The sequence below is a fragment of the Devosia polycyclovorans genome (genome assembly GCF_042181575.1).
Taxonomy (GTDB): Bacteria; Pseudomonadota; Alphaproteobacteria; order Rhizobiales; family Devosiaceae; genus Devosia; species Devosia polycyclovorans.
Window position 1 is genome coordinate 1,178,891 of record NZ_CP170082.1, and the last position, 17,048, is coordinate 1,195,938.

A 17,048-nucleotide genomic window follows, 5' to 3' on the forward strand; every position below is an offset into this window, starting at 1 on the left:
GCATATGCGCACCGGCCTCGTCGTATCGATATCACTTCACGTTCTGCTGCTGGTTCTGGGTCTGGTCAATCTTGGCCTGACCGAGCCACTGGAGCCGAATGTGCAGTCCATTGCGGTCGACCTGGTGCCCATCGAGGAATACTCCAATATCCGCCTGGGCCAGCTCGACAGCGAGGTGGTCGAGACCGAGACGCCGTCCGCCGTCGAGAGCGAGGAACCGGCTGAACTGGCGCAACCCACGGGCAATACCGAACAGAACCAGGTGACGCCATCGCCGGCCGACGTGCCCACGCCAGCCCCAGTAACCGAGACAGCGCCGGCGCCCGAGGCCGAACAGGCCCCCGAGCCGGAACCAGTTCCGGAACCGGAGCCCGCACCCGAACCCGAACCAGCACCAACGCCGGTAACCCTGCCGCAGACGCGGCCGGAGGACCTTGCACCGCCGCCTGAACCGGAACCGGAGCCTCTGCCTGAGCCAGAGCCTGAACCCGAACCTTTGCCGGAACCCGAGCCCACGCCTGCACCCGAACCGACGCCAGAGCCCGCGCCGGAGCCGAAGCCAACGCCGCCGCAGGTAAATGTTGCCTTGCCGACGTCGCGTCCGGCCGATCTTGCGCAAATCCGCGAGCAGGCGCTGGCGGCGGAGCGTCGCCGGCGTGAAGAGGAGGAACGGCAGCGCCAAGCTGCAGCCGCGGCTGCACGGCAGGCGCCGCCGACCGAGATCAGTTCGGAGACGGCAGACGAGATTTCCTCGATCATCAACAATGCACCAACCACTGGTGCGACGACCGGGCAGGGTGGTTCGCCGACGCTGGGCGATAGGACCGGCACATCGGCGCGCTTGAGCCAGACGGCCATTGATGGTCTGGTGGCCCGGATCAAGACCTGCTGGAACCTGCTGCCGAGCGATTTCAACAGCGGCATGAACGTGACGCTGAGCATGAGCATGAACCGTGATGGCAGTGTCGCGGGAACGCCGCGGGTTGTTGCGTCCGACCCATCCCCCGCCGGGCAGGCCATTGCCCGGGCGGCGCAGCGGGCGGTGATGCAATGTGGCCCCTACAGCATGCTTTCGGCTGACGCCTATGACGAATGGCGGCAGATCGAAGTGGAACTCAGACCCTGACCTTGAATTTGCCAGTTTGCTGGCCAAACTGCGGCCAAAACGGCAAGACCGGAGATAATTAGGACCGATGACCCTGTTCAACCGACGCGCAGCGCTCAAGATTGGCCTCGCCGGCGGGGCCCTGCTGGCCACCGCCCCCATGACCCTGGCGCAATTGCGCATCGTGGTGGAGGGCGCCAATTTCCAGCCGCTGCCCATCGCCATTCCCGATTTCGCCTCGTCCGACCCGGCTTTCGGGCGGGAGATCGCCGATATCGTGCGCAACAATCTGAGGCGTTCGGGGTTATTCCTGCCGCTCGATCCGGCCTCGCTGCCGGTTGCGGTGGGCGATGTGAATGCGACGCCCGATTTCAATGTGTGGCGCACAGCCAATGTCGATGGCTTGGTGATGGGCGCGGTGGAGCGCGGCGGCCAGATTTCGGCGCAGGTGCGGGTGTGGGATACCCAGCAGGCAGCACAGGTGGTGGGTAATTCCTACGCGACCGACCCCAATTCGGCGCGCCGCATTGGGCATCTTGTCTCGGACGCGATCTATTCGCAGCTTTCGGGCGGGACCGGTTATTTCGATACGCGCGTGCTCTATGTCGCGGAAAGCGGCCCCAAAGCCAATCGCGTGCGGCGCCTGGCGGTCATGGATCAGGATGGCGCCAATGTGAGCTATCTCACCGATGGGCAATCGATGGCGCTGACGCCGCGCTTTTCGCCCAACGGCGACCTGGTCACCTACATGAATTTTGCCGAGGGCAATCCGCAGGTCTATCTGCTGCAGCTCTCGACGGGGCGCCAGCAGCGCCTCGCCAATGTCGGCGCCATGACCTTTGCGCCGCGGTTTTCGCCCGATGGCGGTACGGTGGCCTTCTCTGTCGAACAGAGCGGTAGCACCAATCTCTATGCGGTTTCGACAGGCGGCGGTCAGCCGCAGCAGCTCACCTCCGGGGCGGCGATCGATACCTCGCCCTCCTATTCGCCCGATGGCAGCCGGATCATCTTTGAAAGCGACCGGGGCGGCTCGCCACAGATCTACCTGATGGGCGCTGGCGGCGGGAATCCCCAGCGCATCAGTTTCGGCCAGGGCAGCTATTCGACGCCAGTCTGGTCGCCCAAAGGCGATCTCATCGCTTTCACGCGGCAGTCAGGCGGACAATTCCATATCGGCATCATGAACCCCGATGGCTCGGGCGAGCGCCTGCTCTATTCGGGCTATCATGCCGAGGGGCCCACCTGGGCGCCCAATGGTCGGGTGATCATGTTCTACCAGGACCCGGGCGGCAATGACGGCCCGCGGCTGATGAGCGTCGATATCTGGGGCCGCGCGGCCCAGACGGTGCCGACCGAGAGCTATGCTTCCGATCCGTCCTGGTCGGGCCTGCGCAGCTAGACCAAGTTCTCCCGCAGACTTTTGAAATCCCTCCGCTGGTCGGAGGGATTTTTTGTTTTACTAGGAACCGGAAGCCAAAATCGGCCCTTTTACGCGCGCACCACGCGGTTGGATCACCGCAGATTTTCTTTTTTTAGGGGCAAGGTCCGGCGGCTTCTAAGTCAGTAAGTGACTGATATATATCGAGTTTGTGGTGTGTGAAGATTTTTGAATTTTTTTGAAGCCGGCGAAACTGGGTTGAGAGCGGGCCCGTATCTTCCTGCGTCCCATCGAGATGGATGGGAACAGAATTACACAGGAAGGAACTTCACTATGACCATTTCTATTCGTGCTCTCTCCGTCGCCGCCGTTCTCGCTTTTGGTTCGGTCGCCGGTGGCGTCATCGCCCAGGACGCTCCGATGGTCGGCGGCGCTGCCATGCCCGCCACCAACAACATCATCGAGAACGCCGTAAACTCGGCCGACCACACGACGCTCGTTGCCGCCGTGCAGGCTGCCGGCCTGGTCGAGACGCTGTCGGGCGAAGGTCCGTTCACCGTGTTCGCCCCGGTCAATGCTGCGTTTGAAGCCCTGCCTGCCGGTACGGTCGAGGGTCTGCTGGCTCCCGAAGCCAAGGACCAGCTGACGGCCGTTCTGACCTATCACGTGATTGCCGGTGACATTCACTCGGGTGACCTGGTGCAGATGATCAACGACAATGGCGGTGAATACAGCGCTGCGACCGTGCAGGGTGGCGAACTGACCTTCAGCCTCGATGGCGACATGGTCAAGATCACCGATGCCAATGGCGGCATGGCCACCGTGACCATCGCCGATGTGGACCAGTCCAACGGCGTGATCCACGTCATCGACGCGGTTCTGCTGCCCGCGATGTAACCAAAGCCTGCACCTGAACGAATAGTGCAGGAAACCGAGGCTTCGCTTGCCCCCGTCCCAAACCGCGGAGCCTCACCTTGACGTGACCAAGATGGACGCCCGCATGCGTTCATGGTCACGTCCTTACTGACCAGGCATTGCCCGGCCCTGCGCCGGGCAATGCATCATTAGGAGGTTGCCATGTCGCTCAATCGTCGCAAGGTGCTGTTTACTGGTTCTCTATTGGCGCTCGGCACTGCCCTGGGGCTGCGGGGAACGCAGGCTGCACAGGGCGATTTTCCTTTCACCCTGACCGACGAAGAATGGCGCCAGCGCCTGTCGCCCGCCGCCTATCAGGTGTTGCGGCATGAAGATACGGAACGGCCCTATACTTCCCCCCTCAATGACGAGAAGCGGGCGGGCATCTTCCACTGCGCTGGTTGCGACCAGGCCCTGTTCGAATCTGACAAGAAATACGACAGCCGGACGGGGTGGCCGAGCTTCTGGGACTATATCCCGGGCGCTATCGGCACCAAGGAAGACAATTCGCTGTTCATGACGCGGGTCGAGGTGCACTGCTCCAATTGCGGTGGGCATCAGGGTCATGTTTTCGAGGATGGCCCGCCGCCTACGGGCTTGCGCTACTGCATCAACGGATTGTCATTGCGGTTCGAACCGGCAGCATAGCGGCCGGACGGAACGATCCTGCACCTCGCACATTGGCCTCCCGACAGAGGAGAACAGCCATGAGTGAAAACATGCATGATAAAAACCAGTCCGAGGACAAGCCTGTCGACGAAAAGCTGGAAAATGTCAGCACTGGCGGGCATCTGGGCGGTACGCATTTCGGTCAGGCGCCGGGCGACGCCAAAACCAAGGAAGACCGGCGCGACGGCGGGCGCAAATCGCGCCCGAATGACGGCAACAATTAATTCGCCGCTGCATTGCAGCCTCGCACAGGCGTGCGCTTGATCGGGCCTGTGCGTTTCCGATATGCCAATCGGGTTGATGACACCCGGTTGGCCATGAAGATCACCACAATTGAAGTCGGCAAGGTGCCCGATCCGCTCAAGGACCGGTTTGATCCCTATGCCAGCATGTTCCGCAATATGTTCGCCTCGACCGGTCAGGCGTTTGAGTATGATGCGGTGCATGTGCTGGACGGCGAGGCTTTGCCTGATCCGGCCGATCTCGAGGCGATAGCCATCACGGGCTCCTCAGCGGGGGTCTATGAGGATCACGAATGGCTCGGACCTTTGCGTGATTTCATCCGCCGGGCTTATGCGGCGCGAACGCCAATGCTCGGCATCTGCTTCGGTCACCAGGTGATGGCTGATGCTCTGGGCGGGGATGTGCGCAAGTCTGAAAAGGGCTGGGGGCTGGGGCGCCACCAGTACCGGGTTGCCGCGCGGCCCGAATTCATGGCTGGTGCACCCGACACGCTCTCAGTCGTGTGCTCGCATCAGGATCAGGTGATCGTGCCGCCGGCAGAGGCCCAAATTGTCCTGGCCTCGGAGTTCACGCCCAATGCCGGTCTGTTCTACCGCTCCGGCCAGGCGCTCAGTTTTCAGCCCCATCCCGAATTCGATGACCGCTATGGCACGGCACTTGTGGACCTCCGGCGCGGCAAAGCCAGCGACGCGGTCATTGCCAAGGCGATGGATTCGTTTGCGAGCACCTCGGACAGTGCCAAGGTACGCGAATATATCGCGCGCTTCATGCTGGACGCCGCCGGACGGCGATAGCCATCAGCTTTCCAGCAGCAGAGCGATTTCCGTGCGGAGCTGGTTCAGGCCCGTGCCCTTTTCGCTCGATGTCTGGATGATGTCGGGATGCGCTGCCGGGCGCTTGGCGATGGCGGCCCTCGTCCGTTCGACTGCGGTTTCGAGGTCCTTGGCGGAGGGCTTATCGACCTTGGTCATGACGACCTGATAGCTGACCGCCGCGCGGTCGAGCTCGTTCATCACCGAGATGTCGTTGTCCTTGGCGCCGTGGCGGCTGTCGATCAGTACATAGACGCGGCGCAGCGTGGCGCGACCGGTAAGATATTGATGGATCAGCGCGGTCCAGGCCCTGACCTTGGGCTCGGGCGCCTTGGCGTAGCCATAACCGGGCATGTCGACGATGCGCAGGTTCTCGCTCTGGCTCTCGAAGATGTTGAGCTCCTGCGTGCGCCCTGGCGTATTGGAGGTGCGGGCGAGCCCCGAGGTGCCGCACAAGGCGTTGATCAGGCTCGACTTGCCCACATTGGAGCGGCCGGCAAAGGCGATTTCGACCCGGTCCATCGGGGGCAGGTCGGCCAGCTTCACGCAGCCCTTCACGAACAGGAAAGGCCGGGCAAACAGCAAGCGGCCGCGCTCGATGATGTCGGGGGAATAGTCAGGCTGGCTCATGTGTGACCCCAGATAGGAGAAGCCCGCCGACGAAGCGGCGGGCCTAAGGTTTTTGGGCGGGCGACCCGGCTTAGCTTTTGCCGGGTTCGGCTGCCTTTGGCTTGCGGCGGAACGTGTCCATGATGTTGCCGAGCAGGTTCACCTCGACGCCGTGGCGCTTCATGATGAACCACTGCTGGGCAATCGACAGGGTGTTGTTCCAGGCCCAGTAGATCACCAGACCCGCCGGGAACGTGCCCAGCATGAAGGTGAAGATCACCGGCATCCAGTTGAAGATCATGGCCTGGGTCGGATCGGGCGGCGGCGGGTTGAGACGCATCTGCACCCACATGGTGATGCCCATGATGACCGGCCAGATGCCCAGATGCAGGAACGAGCCCAGGAGCGGCAGCGCGGTCGGATCCCACGGGATCAGGCCGAACAGCGTGAAGATATTGGTCGGATCGGGCGCCGCCAGATCCTGAATCCAGCCAAAGAACGGCGCATGGCGCATTTCGAGCGAGATGAAGATGACGGTATAGAGCGCGAAAAAGACCGGGATCTGAATGAGGATCGGCCAGCAGCCCGAGAGCGGATTGATCTTCTCTTTCTTGTAGAGCTCCATCATCGCTTGCTGCTGGGCAGCGCGATCGTCCTTGAGACGCTCCTGAATGGCTTTCATTTCCGGCTGCACGCGGCGCATGGCGGCCATGGAGGCATAGGAGCGGTTGGCCAGCGGGAAGAAGATGGCCTTGACGATGACGGTCACTGCCAGCACGGCGAGGCCGAAATTGCCCAGCAGGGCATAGAGATTGACGAGGGCCCAGTGCATGGGCTTGGTCAGGAAGTGGAACCAGCCCCAGTCGATCAGCAGTTCAAGCCGGTCAAAACCATAACTTTCCTGATAGGACGCGATGACACGGTCTTCCTTGGCGCCAGCAAAAACATAGGCCTCGTGGCTGACCGTGCCACCCGCCGGCACCATGACAGGCTGAGTCTCGACATAGTTAGTCTGGTAGACATTGGTGCCATTGGACTGGCTATAGGCGAAGCGCGCATTGATCAACGTGCCAGCCTTGGGCAGCACAGCAGTCGCCCAGTATTTGTCGGCCATGCCGAGCCAACCCGTGGTCGAGGAAAAATCCACCTGGCGCTCGTTCTGCAGGTCGCCGTATTTGCGGGCGACATAGTTGTTCGATCCGAGCACGCCGATCGGGCCTTCGTGCTGGATGAAGAAATTCTGCACCTGCGGATTGCCGTGGCGAATCACGCGCGAATAAGGGAACAGCGCCACGTCGCCCGCGCCGGTGTTTTCCACGGCCTGGGTGACGGTGAAAAGGTAATAGTCGTCGATGGCAAAGGTGCGGCGGAAGGTCAGGCCCTCGCCATTGTCGAAGCGCAGGGTGACCGGCGTATCGGCGGTGAGCGTGGTGTTGTCGCCTTCAACAGTCCAGATCGACTGACTGGTGGGCAGCGTCACAGCGGAACCGGCAGCAGCGGCCCAACCCTGCTCGATGAAGTAGGCATCGGGCAGGCCAGCGGGCTTGAGCAGGGCAATAGTCGGAGAATCGGGGTCAACCGTTTCGCGATATTGCTTGAGCTGCAGATCGTCGATCCGCGCGCCCGTCAGATTGATCGAGCCTTCCAGGTCTGCCGTGGAGATGGTGACGCGCTCGGAGGCAGCGACGGCGGTCGCCCGGTCGGTAAAGGCGCGCGGCGTGTCAGTGCCCGAGGCCGGCGCAACGGCAGTGCCGTCGGCATTGGTCGAGGGTACTGCCAATTGCTCCGCCTCGGCCTGCTGCTGGGCAGCGATCTCGGCCTGGCGCTGGGCCTGTTCGAGTTGCGGGCCGGCAATGAAAAACTGCCAGCCGAACAGCACGATCATGCTGAGCACGACGGCAAGGATCACATTGCGATTGTCAGAATTCATGGTCTCGGGTTCCGTTGGCCGCGGCCGGGTGTTTTGCGATTGTCGCCCAGTTTTGTGTCATGCACACGAGCGATAAGGCCGCCGAGGTCGGCGACCAGCTTGGTAAAAGGCTGGCTGAGGGCCTCGCGCCGCGCCAGAAGGACATAGTCATGTCCGGGCTCAAAGTCACGCGCGCAAGCTGCCGCAGCGGCGCGCAAACGCCGTTTTATGCGGTTGCGCTCGGGGGAATTGCCGATTTTTTTGGTGACAGTGAAGCCAATGCCCGGATCGGGCTCGGTGCTGGGCACGGCCTGCAATCCAAACGCAGAACGCCCGGCGCGATTGCCCCGGGCAGCCCTCAAAAATTGCGCGCGCCGCTTCAGACGGCGCAGTGTCACTTGGCGTGTGGACTGTTCGGCCGTCATCCGGCCAGCAATCCTTAGGCCGAGAGCTTCTTGCGGCCGTCACGGCGGCGGCGATTGAGAATCGCGCGGCCGTCCTTGGTCGCCATACGGGCACGGAAACCGTGACGACGTGCACGCACGAGCTTGGAAGGCTGGTATGTACGCTTCATAACATCAGACCGCGCTGTGGCACGGTTCCTCTTGGTTGGTGCTGCCTGAGAGCAGAATTATCCTGGAGGCGGGCAAGGGCGCCGCCTGCGCGTTGGTGGGGTCTATAGGGAAAAGACCGCGCCAAGTCAACGCGCATTGGCAGGCCGATCAGCCCTTTGCTGCCTGTTGTCAAGCCAAGGTTTCCCCCGCATAAGAGCAGCAATGGTTCTGGCCTGTGGCGGACATGGCTGAGATATTTCGACCCGAGCTTTGCATCGTGGGCGCGGGGGCGCTCGGAATCGCGCTGGCCCAGCATGCCCGGCGCCTTGGCGCTCATGTCTTGCTTGTCGGCAGGCAGGTGCCTGAGCCGGGCGATGGCCCGCAACGGGCCGTTCGGTTCGCCGCGCTGGCGGCAAGCGCGGCGCGGGCGGCGGCGATGCGGCAGGCCGATGCACTTGGCCTTGCCAGCGTCGAACCCAAGATCAGCATGCGGACGGTGCAGGAGCGTGCGCGGGATCTGGCGGCCGAACACGGCGTGCTCGACAGCCATGAACGCTTGGCGGCGCTGGGGATAGAGGTGCTCACCGGGACGCCCCGCTTCGTCGATGGCACGACGCTGGCGGTGGGTGATGCGCAGGTCCGGCCGCAGGCCTTCGTGCTGGCGGTGGGGGCTGAGGCCATGGTGCCGGCCATCGACGGACTGGATGAGGCAGGCTATTTCACGCCTGACAGCATCCTCGAAAATGCGCGCAAGTTGACGCATCTGCTGGTCATTGGCGGCGACCCCGAGGCGCTGGCACTGGCGCAGGTATTTGCGCGGCTGGGCTCGGCCGTCACGCTGGTGCCGCAAGGGCCGGCACTGGCCGGTTTTGACGCCGAGACGTCCAGCATATTGATGCGGGCCCTGGCCGAAGACGGTGTGCGGGTGATTGATGGCGCGGTTGTCGACGCGATCCAGCCGCGCTCGCAGGGCATCGGTGTCAATGTAGCGTTGCCCGAGGGGGGCGCAAGCGAGGCGCTGGACGTTTCTCATCTGCTGGTGTGTGCGGGCCATCTGGCCAGCCTGGACGGGCTGGGGCTTGATGCAGCCCGGCTTCGACCCTTGCGTGGACAACCAAGGCAATTTGCCGTCGGGGCGCTCGGCCAGACCAGCAATGGGCGGATCAGGGTGGTCGGCGCGGCGGCGGGCATTGAGCAGTGGCAGCATGCGCTTGGCCACGGGCGGGCGGTGATCGAAGCGCTGGTGCTGGGCGCGCCGCGGCGCCGCCCAGCATATGAGCCGCGCCTGGTCCAGACCGAGCCGGCACTGGCCCAGATCGGCCGCTGGCCCACCGAGACCAAACCTCTGGCAACGGGGCACGCCATCTTGCGTGTGGGGCTGAGCGAGAATGGCAAGGCGCTGGCTGAGGGGCAGGGCCGTGGCCTCACCAAGGTGCTGGTCAATGCCAAGGGACAGGTGGTTGCTGCCAGTCTTGTCGGGCCGCAGGCGGGCGAACTGGCCGGAGTGCTCGCGCTGGCCATGGATAATGGCCTGCCCTTGAGCCAGTTGGCTGCGCTGAGCGTGCCCCATCCGAGTCATTTGGCAACGCTTGTCGGCCTTGGTGAAAACCATAAGGCGAGGGAGACCGTATCTCCCTTTATGAGGCGCGTTGGTGCCGCCCGGCGATGGTTGCGCATTTAACCGGCCGGCCGCTGGCGATCGGGCTGCAAGAGGGCTGATCGACGCCAAGGGGTCTGACGCAAACAGGGGGACTGGCATAGTATTATCGGCATGACCAACCCGCTCAACGCCATGGCCGGCCGGTTTCCGGGCCTTTCGAGCAAGCTGATCGCCACGATTATCGGGGTGATCCTGCTGGTGGAAATCGTCATTTTCCTGCCTTCGGTCGCCAGTTTTCGCACGACCTGGCTCGAGGACCGTCTGCAGGTCGGCGTGGTGGCGGCCCGCGTGCTTGACGCTGTGCCCGACGTTATGGCGCTGCCACGCGACCTGACCGATCGCCTGCTCAACTCTGCGGGGGCCCATGCCATCGTCTATCGGCGCGAAGGACAGAGCCAGCTTATCGAATTGACCAATCCGGTGATGCCGGACACGGTCGTCACCGCCGATCTGCGGCAGGGGGATCTGCCCAGCCGGGTCTGGGGCGCGCTGGACACGCTGATTGCCGCGCCGGGGCGGACGCTACGCGTGGTGGGCGAGGGGGATCTCAATGAAAGCCTGGTCGAGCTTTTGATGCCCGAAGCGCCGCTGCGGCGGGACATGTTCGACTATTCGCGCAGTTTTGCGCTGGTCTCCTTCGGTGTCGCGGCGGTGACGGCCTTTGTGCTCTATGTCCTGGTCAGCCGCCTGTTCATTGACCCGGTCCTGCGGGTGACCCGCAATATGCTGGCCTTCCGCAAGGCGCCCGAAAACGCCTCCCTGATTCTGATCCCCTCCAGACGGTCGGACGAAATCGGGATTCTTGAACGAGAATTGGCCGATATGGAAACGGAGTTGTTCTCCATGCTGCGGCAAAGGCGGCATCTGGCCGATCTGGGGCTGGCGGTGGCCAAGATCAATCACGATCTGCGCAACACCTTGAGCTCGGCGCAATTGCTCTCGGACCAGGTGGCAACGCTGGACGATCCCAAGGTGCAGCGCCTGGCGCCGCGGTTGGTGACAACGCTGGACAAGGCGATCGGCTTTGCCCAGGCGGTGCTCGATTATGGCCGGGAGACGTCCATCGTGCCGCAATTTGCGCCGGTCAATCTGCGCACGCTGGTGGACGACGCCGCCTTCGACGCCCGTGTGGCGGGCAATCCGCTGATCGCGTTCGACAATGGCGTGGATGCCTCGTTGATGGTTGAGGTGGATGCGGGGCAGATGGGGCGGGTATTGGTCAATCTGCTCAAGAATGCGCGCGAGGCCCTGGAAGCCGTGCCGGGCGAAGCGCAGGATTTTCGCATCGAGGCGCGCGCCAGTGCCGATCCCGAACGCACGGTTATTACCCTGCGCGACAATGGACCGGGCCTGCCACCGCGCGCGCGGGAAAACCTGTTCATCGCCTTTGAAGGCTCGGCCCGCTCGGGCGGTACCGGGCTAGGCCTGGCCATCGCCCGGGAAATAACCGAGGCACATGGCGGGGTTCTGGCGCATGTGGACGAGGGGCAGGGGACCCGCTTCGACATAACACTGCCGGTCCGCCGCAAGGAAGGCTGAATTCTCCCACGAAAATCGTCACCGCCCCGCTTGCAATGGCCAGAACACCCATGTATGGGTTGCCCCGCTTTGATCGGAAGCGCCAGTCGCACCGACCCAGAGCCTACCGCACATGACGGTTTGCGCGCCCGTAGCTCAGCTGGATAGAGCACCAGACTACGAATCTGGGGGTCAGGAGTTCGAATCTCTTCGGGCGCGCCACTTATTTCAATGACTTAGCCGCATCATCGTCTAGTTGCTTGTTCTGCCTGTCACACTGGCGTCACAGTGAGGCACACGATGGCGACCATCCGAAAACGCAACGGAAAGTGGCAGGCACAAATCCGCCGTCAAGGCAGCAAGGCCCTCTCCAGGACCTTCCACAGTCGCAAGGATGCCGAGGCCTGGGGACGGGACGTCGAAAGCCGGTTCGATCGCGGCGAGCCTTTCATCCCTCTGCACCAACCGCTGGCCACCCTCCGGGATCTTCTTGCAAGATACCGCGACAATATCACGCCCAGGAAGAAGAGCGCAGATAGCGAACGGTACCGCATCAATCGCATGCTTCGGCATGCCATCGTCGACCTCTCCCTGTCCCGCCTAACGGCGCAAGTGGTCGCCGAGTATCGCGACGAGAGGCTAATGACGGTCTCGGGCGAAACAGTGCGCCAGGACTTGGTCCTCATACGACAGGTGCTCGACGTTGCCCGACGAGAATGGGGCGTGATGCTTGCGTCCAATCCCGTGGACCAAGTTCACAAGCCCGACCCTGCATCTCCGCGAGAGCGCAGGCTCCATTATCGCGACCTGAGACGCTTGGCTGGAGCGTTCAAGTCAGTGCGAAACACCGTGGTGAAAGACGTTTTTCGCTTCGCTCTGGCCACCGGAATGCGTCGGGGCGAAATTCTCGCGCTTGAATGGAAGCACGTCTCGTTCAAGGACCGGGTTCTTCTCATTCCTATGTCCAAGAATGGGCGTTCGCGGATCATTCCGCTGAGCCGGTCAGCCGTTGCGTTGCTGGAGCGACTTTCGTCCAAACCAACTCGGGAGGACTTGGTTTTCCCCATCAGCGCGAATGCGTTCAAGCTGTCATGGCAGCGCGTGAAAACCCGTGCCGGCGTAACTGACCTCAGGTTCCACGATTTGCGACACGAGGCCGTCTCCCGCTTTTTCGAACGCGGACTATCGCTGCCCGAGGTGGCACTGATTTCGGGCCATCGGGATCCGCGACAGTTGTTGCGCTATACCCATCTCGATGCTTCAAAAATAGCCGCCAAACTCGACAACTCGGTCGCCATCGTTCCGATTACCGATAGACCAAGCCTCGGGAAACCCTAGCGAAAAAATGTTCCCGAACGACATGTGCTCGGCAGCACAGAGCTGCGTAAACCAAGGCCGTGGAGTTCGTATGAGCAACTACAAACTAAAAACTATCTATGAAGGGATCGAGGAAGGCTACATTTCGATCGGGTCGCCCCGTTCCGGCTTTTCGTTTTATCCCGTAGATGATCTGGATGCCGCCGAGGCCCATATGGTTGCAGCGGCTGCAAACGATCAAGTGTACCACAGCTGGGGTGTGCTGGGTCAGATTCCGCAAAAGGGGCGCGGCACCGCCCAAGATATAATCGCGCTGCCGGGCATCTTGTTCGACTGGGACGTGAAATCAGCCGATGCAACCGTCCATTCGCGCAACGAGCACTTACCTGGTTCTTTGGAAGAGATTCGCCGCCTCCTAGATGAGGCCGGTGTCCCGCAGCCTACCGCAGTTATCAATTCCGGTAATGGATACTACGGTCGCTATCACTTTCAGAGGCCGTTCATAGCTAACGACAATGATCGCGCAGCCATAACGGCTCTGTGCCAGGGGATGAACGCTCTGATCGGAGGCGCATTTCGAATTGCTGGCTTTCACATGGACAACGTAAGTGACCTTCCGCGTATTACCCGCCATCCCGGCACTTTCAACCATAAATCCAATCCTGCGAAGCCGGTAGCGCTGGAGAGCTATGAGCCTGAAAACCGTTTTGAGATAGCGGAATTAGAGGCACTCATCGAACCTGCTCGACCTCACGTGAAGCCACTTGGGTCTCGCAAATTCGCCACTGGCGTCTCGATCGCGCCCGATGCCGAAAAGCCGAATTTTGACTCTGTAGTTGCAGGATGTAAGTGGGTTGAGAACGCCGTTAATCGTGCGGCAGCGCTTTCGGAACCGGAATGGTATGCCTTGGGAACGATCATCGAGCGCTGTGAAGGCGGTGAGGAAATCTTTCATGAGATTTCCGCGACAGATCCCCGCTACGACGAACGCGAGACAGCCGAAAAGCTGGGTCGGGCGACCGGCCCACGCACGTGTGCAATCATTTCATCTGACGGGTTCGAAGGCTGCAATGAATGTGCCTTCCACAAGGGCGGCACATTGACCACCCCGCTGATGTTGGGGACACGCTCTCCCGTGCTGGCCAAGCTGATGAGTGAGTATGTTTACGTGATCAGACAGCGGCAGTACGTGCACCTGGCAACAGGGGTGCGCCTACAAGACACCCAGTTCAGCGATAAATATCGCGCCTACACTGGGAAGAACACGCCCCACACTATTCTCAACACGGATCATTATACGCGCAAGGTTGACACGTTCGATTACCTCCCCGGCGAGACGGACAAGATCGTTGAAGAAAGTGGGGAGACCAAGCTGAACATGTGGCAACCCGGGGCGCTGCTACCGATGGCGGGCGATACCGGCATCATCATGCGGCATCTCGAGTATCTTATTCCCGACAGGGACGAGCGCGCTCACCTCATGGATATTCTGGCGCATGCCGTGCAGAAGCCAGCGCTCAAGATTCGACACGCAGCGATCATCATGGGTGGTCAGGGTACAGGCAAAAGCTTTCTTGGCCAGCTCCTAAAGCAGCTTTTCGGCGAGAAGAATGCTGTGACCGTTGCCGGCGAAGAGATCTTGTCGCAGTGGACCGAAAAGCTTGGAAACACTCAGGCGCTGATCTGGGAGGAGTCGGGTGTGGGCGATCACCTCGAAGCCTATGAACGAATGAAGGTCTGGATTACGGAGGAAACTCAGGCGGTCAACCAGAAGCATATCGTTGCATACGAGGCGCGCACACCGCGGGTCATTCTGGGTTTCACGAACCAGAGTATGCCGGTCAAGATTGCCAAGGACGATCGTCGTTTCTTCATCGTCAGGTCACCGGCCGTGCCTCAGGACAAAGCCTATTATTCCATGCTCTTTGGCGATGGCCTGGACCAGGCTCCCGCATTCCTGCATGCCCTTCTTGAGCGCGATGTATCGCAATTTGATCCTTCGGCTCCCCCGCCAATGACCGAGGCGAAGCGCCAATTGATCGATGACTCCGAGCCGCTCGTTATTCGTGAGATTAAGAGCATGATGGAAGAAGGCGAAGCCCCTTTTGACTGCGATCTTCTTACTCGCGAAAGGCTCCTGCTCGCTTTGCGCAGCCGTGTTTCCGCACGTGCGAATGTTTCAGGAAACGTGGTCTTGCAAGCGATGCAGGATCTTGGCTTTACGAACCTCGGTCAACAACGCCTAGGAAATGGGAGGCGCCCTCGCCTATGGGCTTGGCGCAATGCTGATCGCTGGGCAACCGCCAGCAACGGCGAACTTCGTTCTGAGTTCATGAAGTCGCTTAAGCCGTACTAACTGCACGTCGCTTGGCTCGGCGTCTCACTGACTCACCATCTTGCAGAAGTTGGGGTGGCAGGGTGCTCCTGCCTGTCAATTTTTGCTCCCAGATGTCCTTCTGCTTTTAGAAGTTCAAAGAGGTGAGACAGTGAGACATGAGTCAGATTTGCAATTAGCGTTTTTGTAATTACATCAAGGGGATGGACGCCAAAATACGGAAGCTTCTACTCCCCCCTCTACTGCGAATCCAAAGGCCACCTTGGCGCATGGTTTCAAGCAGGGATCTGTCCGATTTGACAGGTGTTTCCTTGCAGTCCCTCGCCAATTGGCGGGTTCGTGGCTATGGCCCGCCATTCGACCCGTCAATTCGTGGTCGAGGCAATAAAATCTTCTATCGGCCCGATCACCTCATCCACTGGGCAAGCGATGGCAAGATCGAAAGCTGGCAGTTCTGTCGCGACTGGTTGGAAGCAAAAGAAATTACTGTGGACCACCCGTGCGAAGCCAGCATCAGGTGGCTGGCGGCTTCGATCGACCCCTTTCTCGAATGAAATGTAAACCAATGCAAATGCCAGCCTTGATCAGACTTGCTCAGTCTCCCATAGCAAAGCGTGAGGCGCACCTAGCACATCAGCTGACAAAACTGTCGTCCGAAGTCGTATTTCATTTCCCCAATGCAGACTTGTTGGCAATGGGGATGAAGCCTCAACGGTGTCACGATAATTGTCAGAGCTATATCGCGAGTTTGCCGATGGGAGGTGCTCGTGCTGTATTGGGATGGATAGAAACACCGGGATCTTGGATACTGCATTCGGTTGTCGAATATTCCGATATGAAAGCATGCGTAACGCCTTTTCAGTTCGGCGATCCTGCGAATATCATTTTCATCCCAGACTCGCGCCTCAAGTTTCGCGAAGCTAGTGAACGCCGACAACGAGGCTTCTATCGAGGTGGTACACTCGTGCCAACGATCGTAAGAGCTCGTGGCGAAGCAGCATCAGCTTGGGGGTAGGCTTAGCCAGGCGTCCGCCAAGGTCGCCCCTTTGGTGCCTTTAACAAAGGACAGTGCTAGACTTGGCACAGTTGATTCTTGAGCAGTCATAATTGCGAAGATGCAACTTCCCCAACGGGGGAGTTGCAGTATCGGCTGCGCGATAATATCTGAACGTTTTTAGTGCTAAATATTAGTGCCAACTTCTTGCTTCCTGGTGGTGCGTATCCATTAAAGATAGCGGGGGCACCCCTTATCCGCGAGATGTACATCCTATGATATTGCCGGAAATTTCAAAAATTTTCCCAGGATAAATGTGGCCCCATCATCAATCCCAAGCCCGTGATTCCGTTGAAAAAATGTCTACACCTTCTCAGTCTTTCTCTCTTTAAATACCGGGCGCCGATTCCTAGATAGATGCGCGGCCCTCAGGAATTTAAAATTTGGGTCCGCAATAGCTCTGCTGCCAATCTTTGGACTGGGCTCATAGATCAGATGCATTATCGACCCATGAAAACACGCAAACTGCGTGAGAGGATGTACTTTGGAAAATTCGAATCTTGAACTCCTTGCGGCGCTCATGGCTGACTTGGCAGTTGAACTAGACTTGCACTACGAAGACGGTGATCGCGCCGCCATACAGGACTCATTGGACAAGCTGGCCACCGCTGCGAACGTGCTCAACGCCAATGGCCTCAAGGTGCCCGACGTCTGCACGCATGTGCAGGAGCGCTTTCAAGGAACCTGGCAGTGAGGGCAAATACATGACGTCAAAGTTGGATGCCGAAGGCGCCTTCATAATTGCCCATCTAGTTGCCATTATCGCCGATAAGCTTGAGGAACATGAGGAGCTTTATCCGGACGAGGTACTTTTGAACGAGTGTGGCTTCATGTTTGATGGAGTTTATCAAGGCGTCGAGTATCTACGGAAGCACGGCTACGAGGTGCCAATGGAGGCACTCGGTTTTTTGGCTCGGTTCATTCGTGCAATGGAGCAAGCAGACGATTTGAAAGGGGACGACGCCTAGCG

General features: G+C 60.3%; 17 protein-coding genes and 1 tRNA gene. 14 read left to right on the top strand and 4 right to left on the bottom strand.

Annotated elements, in window-relative coordinates; translation table 11 throughout:
• Positions 1-4 precede the first annotated feature (4 nt).
• From ACE4RL_RS06055 to ACE4RL_RS06080, 6 genes are all read left to right on the top strand, one after another.
• A complete protein-coding gene (locus tag ACE4RL_RS06055; RefSeq protein WP_375599614.1) occupies positions 5-1,126 on the top strand; it encodes a hypothetical protein in 1,122 nt (373 codons plus the stop codon).
• Positions 1,127-1,193: 67 nt separating this feature from the next.
• Complete coding sequence (gene tolB / locus ACE4RL_RS06060; RefSeq protein WP_375599615.1) at positions 1,194-2,504, top strand: Tol-Pal system beta propeller repeat protein TolB; 1,311 nt, start codon at positions 1,194-1,196, stop codon at positions 2,502-2,504.
• A 399-nt stretch (positions 2,505-2,903) separates the two neighbouring features.
• Positions 2,904-3,380: a fasciclin domain-containing protein gene (locus tag ACE4RL_RS06065; RefSeq protein ID WP_375600242.1), complete on the top strand. Its 477-nt coding sequence runs from the start codon at positions 2,904-2,906 to the stop codon at positions 3,378-3,380.
• Between the two features lie 180 nt (positions 3,381-3,560).
• Positions 3,561-4,046: a peptide-methionine (R)-S-oxide reductase MsrB gene (gene msrB / locus ACE4RL_RS06070; protein WP_375599616.1), complete on the top strand. Its 486-nt coding sequence runs from the start codon at positions 3,561-3,563 to the stop codon at positions 4,044-4,046.
• A 59-nt stretch (positions 4,047-4,105) separates the two neighbouring features.
• On the top strand, positions 4,106-4,291 hold the full coding sequence (locus ACE4RL_RS06075; protein WP_375599617.1) for a hypothetical protein: 186 nt from the start codon (positions 4,106-4,108) through the stop codon (positions 4,289-4,291).
• A gap of 93 nt (positions 4,292-4,384) precedes the next feature.
• Positions 4,385-5,104 carry a gamma-glutamyl-gamma-aminobutyrate hydrolase family protein gene (locus ACE4RL_RS06080; RefSeq protein WP_375599618.1) on the top strand — a complete coding sequence of 240 codons (720 nt, stop codon included), beginning with the start codon at positions 4,385-4,387 and terminating at the stop codon, positions 5,102-5,104.
• A 3-nt stretch (positions 5,105-5,107) separates the two neighbouring features.
• Here the strand turns inward: ACE4RL_RS06080 and yihA are convergent, their stop codons facing one another.
• The 4 genes from yihA to rpmH all read right to left on the bottom strand — a co-directional run bounded on the left by yihA (position 5,108) and on the right by rpmH (position 8,214).
• Entirely contained in the window at positions 5,108-5,752 is a 645-nt protein-coding gene (yihA, locus tag ACE4RL_RS06085; protein ID WP_375599619.1) for a ribosome biogenesis GTP-binding protein YihA/YsxC, read from the bottom strand.
• A 70-nt stretch (positions 5,753-5,822) separates the two neighbouring features.
• Positions 5,823-7,661, bottom strand: a complete 1,839-nt coding sequence (gene yidC / locus ACE4RL_RS06090) for a membrane protein insertase YidC (RefSeq protein WP_375599620.1) — start codon at positions 7,659-7,661, stop codon at positions 5,823-5,825.
• The gene (gene rnpA, locus ACE4RL_RS06095) at positions 7,658-8,065 is read right to left on the bottom strand and encodes a ribonuclease P protein component (protein WP_375599621.1); all 408 of its coding nucleotides are present in this window, start codon (positions 8,063-8,065) and stop codon (positions 7,658-7,660) included. Before rnpA ends, yidC begins: the two co-directional genes overlap by 4 nt.
• 14 nt (positions 8,066-8,079) lie before the next feature.
• Complete coding sequence (rpmH, locus tag ACE4RL_RS06100) at positions 8,080-8,214, bottom strand: 50S ribosomal protein L34 (RefSeq protein WP_035077916.1); 135 nt, start codon at positions 8,212-8,214, stop codon at positions 8,080-8,082.
• 224 nt (positions 8,215-8,438) lie between these two features.
• Between rpmH and ACE4RL_RS06105 the strand changes: the two genes are divergently transcribed.
• The 8 genes from ACE4RL_RS06105 to ACE4RL_RS06140 all read left to right on the top strand — a co-directional run bounded on the left by ACE4RL_RS06105 (position 8,439) and on the right by ACE4RL_RS06140 (position 17,046).
• Positions 8,439-9,875 carry an FAD-dependent oxidoreductase gene (locus ACE4RL_RS06105; RefSeq protein ID WP_375599622.1) on the top strand — a complete coding sequence of 479 codons (1,437 nt, stop codon included), beginning with the start codon at positions 8,439-8,441 and terminating at the stop codon, positions 9,873-9,875.
• A 90-nt stretch (positions 9,876-9,965) separates the two neighbouring features.
• Positions 9,966-11,393, top strand: a complete 1,428-nt coding sequence (locus ACE4RL_RS06110; RefSeq protein ID WP_375599623.1) for a PAS domain-containing sensor histidine kinase — start codon at positions 9,966-9,968, stop codon at positions 11,391-11,393.
• A gap of 124 nt (positions 11,394-11,517) precedes the next feature.
• Positions 11,518-11,594: transfer RNA gene (locus tag ACE4RL_RS06115), tRNA-Arg, on the top strand.
• A gap of 78 nt (positions 11,595-11,672) precedes the next feature.
• A complete protein-coding gene (locus ACE4RL_RS06120) occupies positions 11,673-12,710 on the top strand; it encodes a tyrosine-type recombinase/integrase (RefSeq protein WP_375599624.1) in 1,038 nt (345 codons plus the stop codon).
• Between the two features lie 70 nt (positions 12,711-12,780).
• Positions 12,781-15,045 carry a primase-helicase family protein gene (locus tag ACE4RL_RS06125; RefSeq protein WP_375599625.1) on the top strand — a complete coding sequence of 755 codons (2,265 nt, stop codon included), beginning with the start codon at positions 12,781-12,783 and terminating at the stop codon, positions 15,043-15,045.
• A gap of 290 nt (positions 15,046-15,335) precedes the next feature.
• The gene (locus tag ACE4RL_RS06130; protein WP_375599626.1) at positions 15,336-15,578 is read left to right on the top strand and encodes a hypothetical protein; all 243 of its coding nucleotides are present in this window, start codon (positions 15,336-15,338) and stop codon (positions 15,576-15,578) included.
• 1,020 nt (positions 15,579-16,598) lie between these two features.
• Complete coding sequence (locus ACE4RL_RS06135) at positions 16,599-16,772, top strand: hypothetical protein (protein ID WP_375599627.1); 174 nt, start codon at positions 16,599-16,601, stop codon at positions 16,770-16,772.
• 10 nt (positions 16,773-16,782) lie between these two features.
• A complete protein-coding gene (locus ACE4RL_RS06140; RefSeq protein WP_375599628.1) occupies positions 16,783-17,046 on the top strand; it encodes a hypothetical protein in 264 nt (87 codons plus the stop codon).
• Positions 17,047-17,048: the final 2 nt, after the last annotated feature.

What these genes read in the sequence shown, in the direction of transcription:
- ACE4RL_RS06055 (WP_375599614.1), top strand. Translation starts at nt 5, where the DNA reads ATGCGCACCGGCCTCGTCGTATCGATATCACTTCACGTTCTGCTGCTG.
- tolB (WP_375599615.1), top strand. Translation starts at nt 1,194, where the DNA reads ATGACCCTGTTCAACCGACGCGCAGCGCTCAAGATTGGCCTCGCCGGC.
- ACE4RL_RS06080 (WP_375599618.1), top strand. Translation starts at nt 4,385, where the DNA reads ATGAAGATCACCACAATTGAAGTCGGCAAGGTGCCCGATCCGCTCAAG.
- ACE4RL_RS06120 (WP_375599624.1), top strand. Translation starts at nt 11,673, where the DNA reads ATGGCGACCATCCGAAAACGCAACGGAAAGTGGCAGGCACAAATCCGC.
- ACE4RL_RS06135 (WP_375599627.1), top strand. Translation starts at nt 16,599, where the DNA reads ATGGCTGACTTGGCAGTTGAACTAGACTTGCACTACGAAGACGGTGAT.
- yihA (WP_375599619.1), bottom strand. Translation starts at nt 5,752, where the DNA reads ATGAGCCAGCCTGACTATTCCCCCGACATCATCGAGCGCGGCCGCTTG.
- ACE4RL_RS06125 (WP_375599625.1), top strand. Translation starts at nt 12,781, where the DNA reads ATGAGCAACTACAAACTAAAAACTATCTATGAAGGGATCGAGGAAGGC.
- ACE4RL_RS06075 (WP_375599617.1), top strand. Translation starts at nt 4,106, where the DNA reads ATGAGTGAAAACATGCATGATAAAAACCAGTCCGAGGACAAGCCTGTC.
- yidC (WP_375599620.1), bottom strand. Translation starts at nt 7,661, where the DNA reads ATGAATTCTGACAATCGCAATGTGATCCTTGCCGTCGTGCTCAGCATG.
- ACE4RL_RS06105 (WP_375599622.1), top strand. Translation starts at nt 8,439, where the DNA reads ATGGCTGAGATATTTCGACCCGAGCTTTGCATCGTGGGCGCGGGGGCG.
- rnpA (WP_375599621.1), bottom strand. Translation starts at nt 8,065, where the DNA reads ATGACGGCCGAACAGTCCACACGCCAAGTGACACTGCGCCGTCTGAAG.
- rpmH (WP_035077916.1), bottom strand. Translation starts at nt 8,214, where the DNA reads ATGAAGCGTACATACCAGCCTTCCAAGCTCGTGCGTGCACGTCGTCAC.
- msrB (WP_375599616.1), top strand. Translation starts at nt 3,561, where the DNA reads ATGTCGCTCAATCGTCGCAAGGTGCTGTTTACTGGTTCTCTATTGGCG.
- ACE4RL_RS06110 (WP_375599623.1), top strand. Translation starts at nt 9,966, where the DNA reads ATGACCAACCCGCTCAACGCCATGGCCGGCCGGTTTCCGGGCCTTTCG.
- ACE4RL_RS06140 (WP_375599628.1), top strand. Translation starts at nt 16,783, where the DNA reads ATGACGTCAAAGTTGGATGCCGAAGGCGCCTTCATAATTGCCCATCTA.
- ACE4RL_RS06065 (WP_375600242.1), top strand. Translation starts at nt 2,904, where the DNA reads ATGGTCGGCGGCGCTGCCATGCCCGCCACCAACAACATCATCGAGAAC.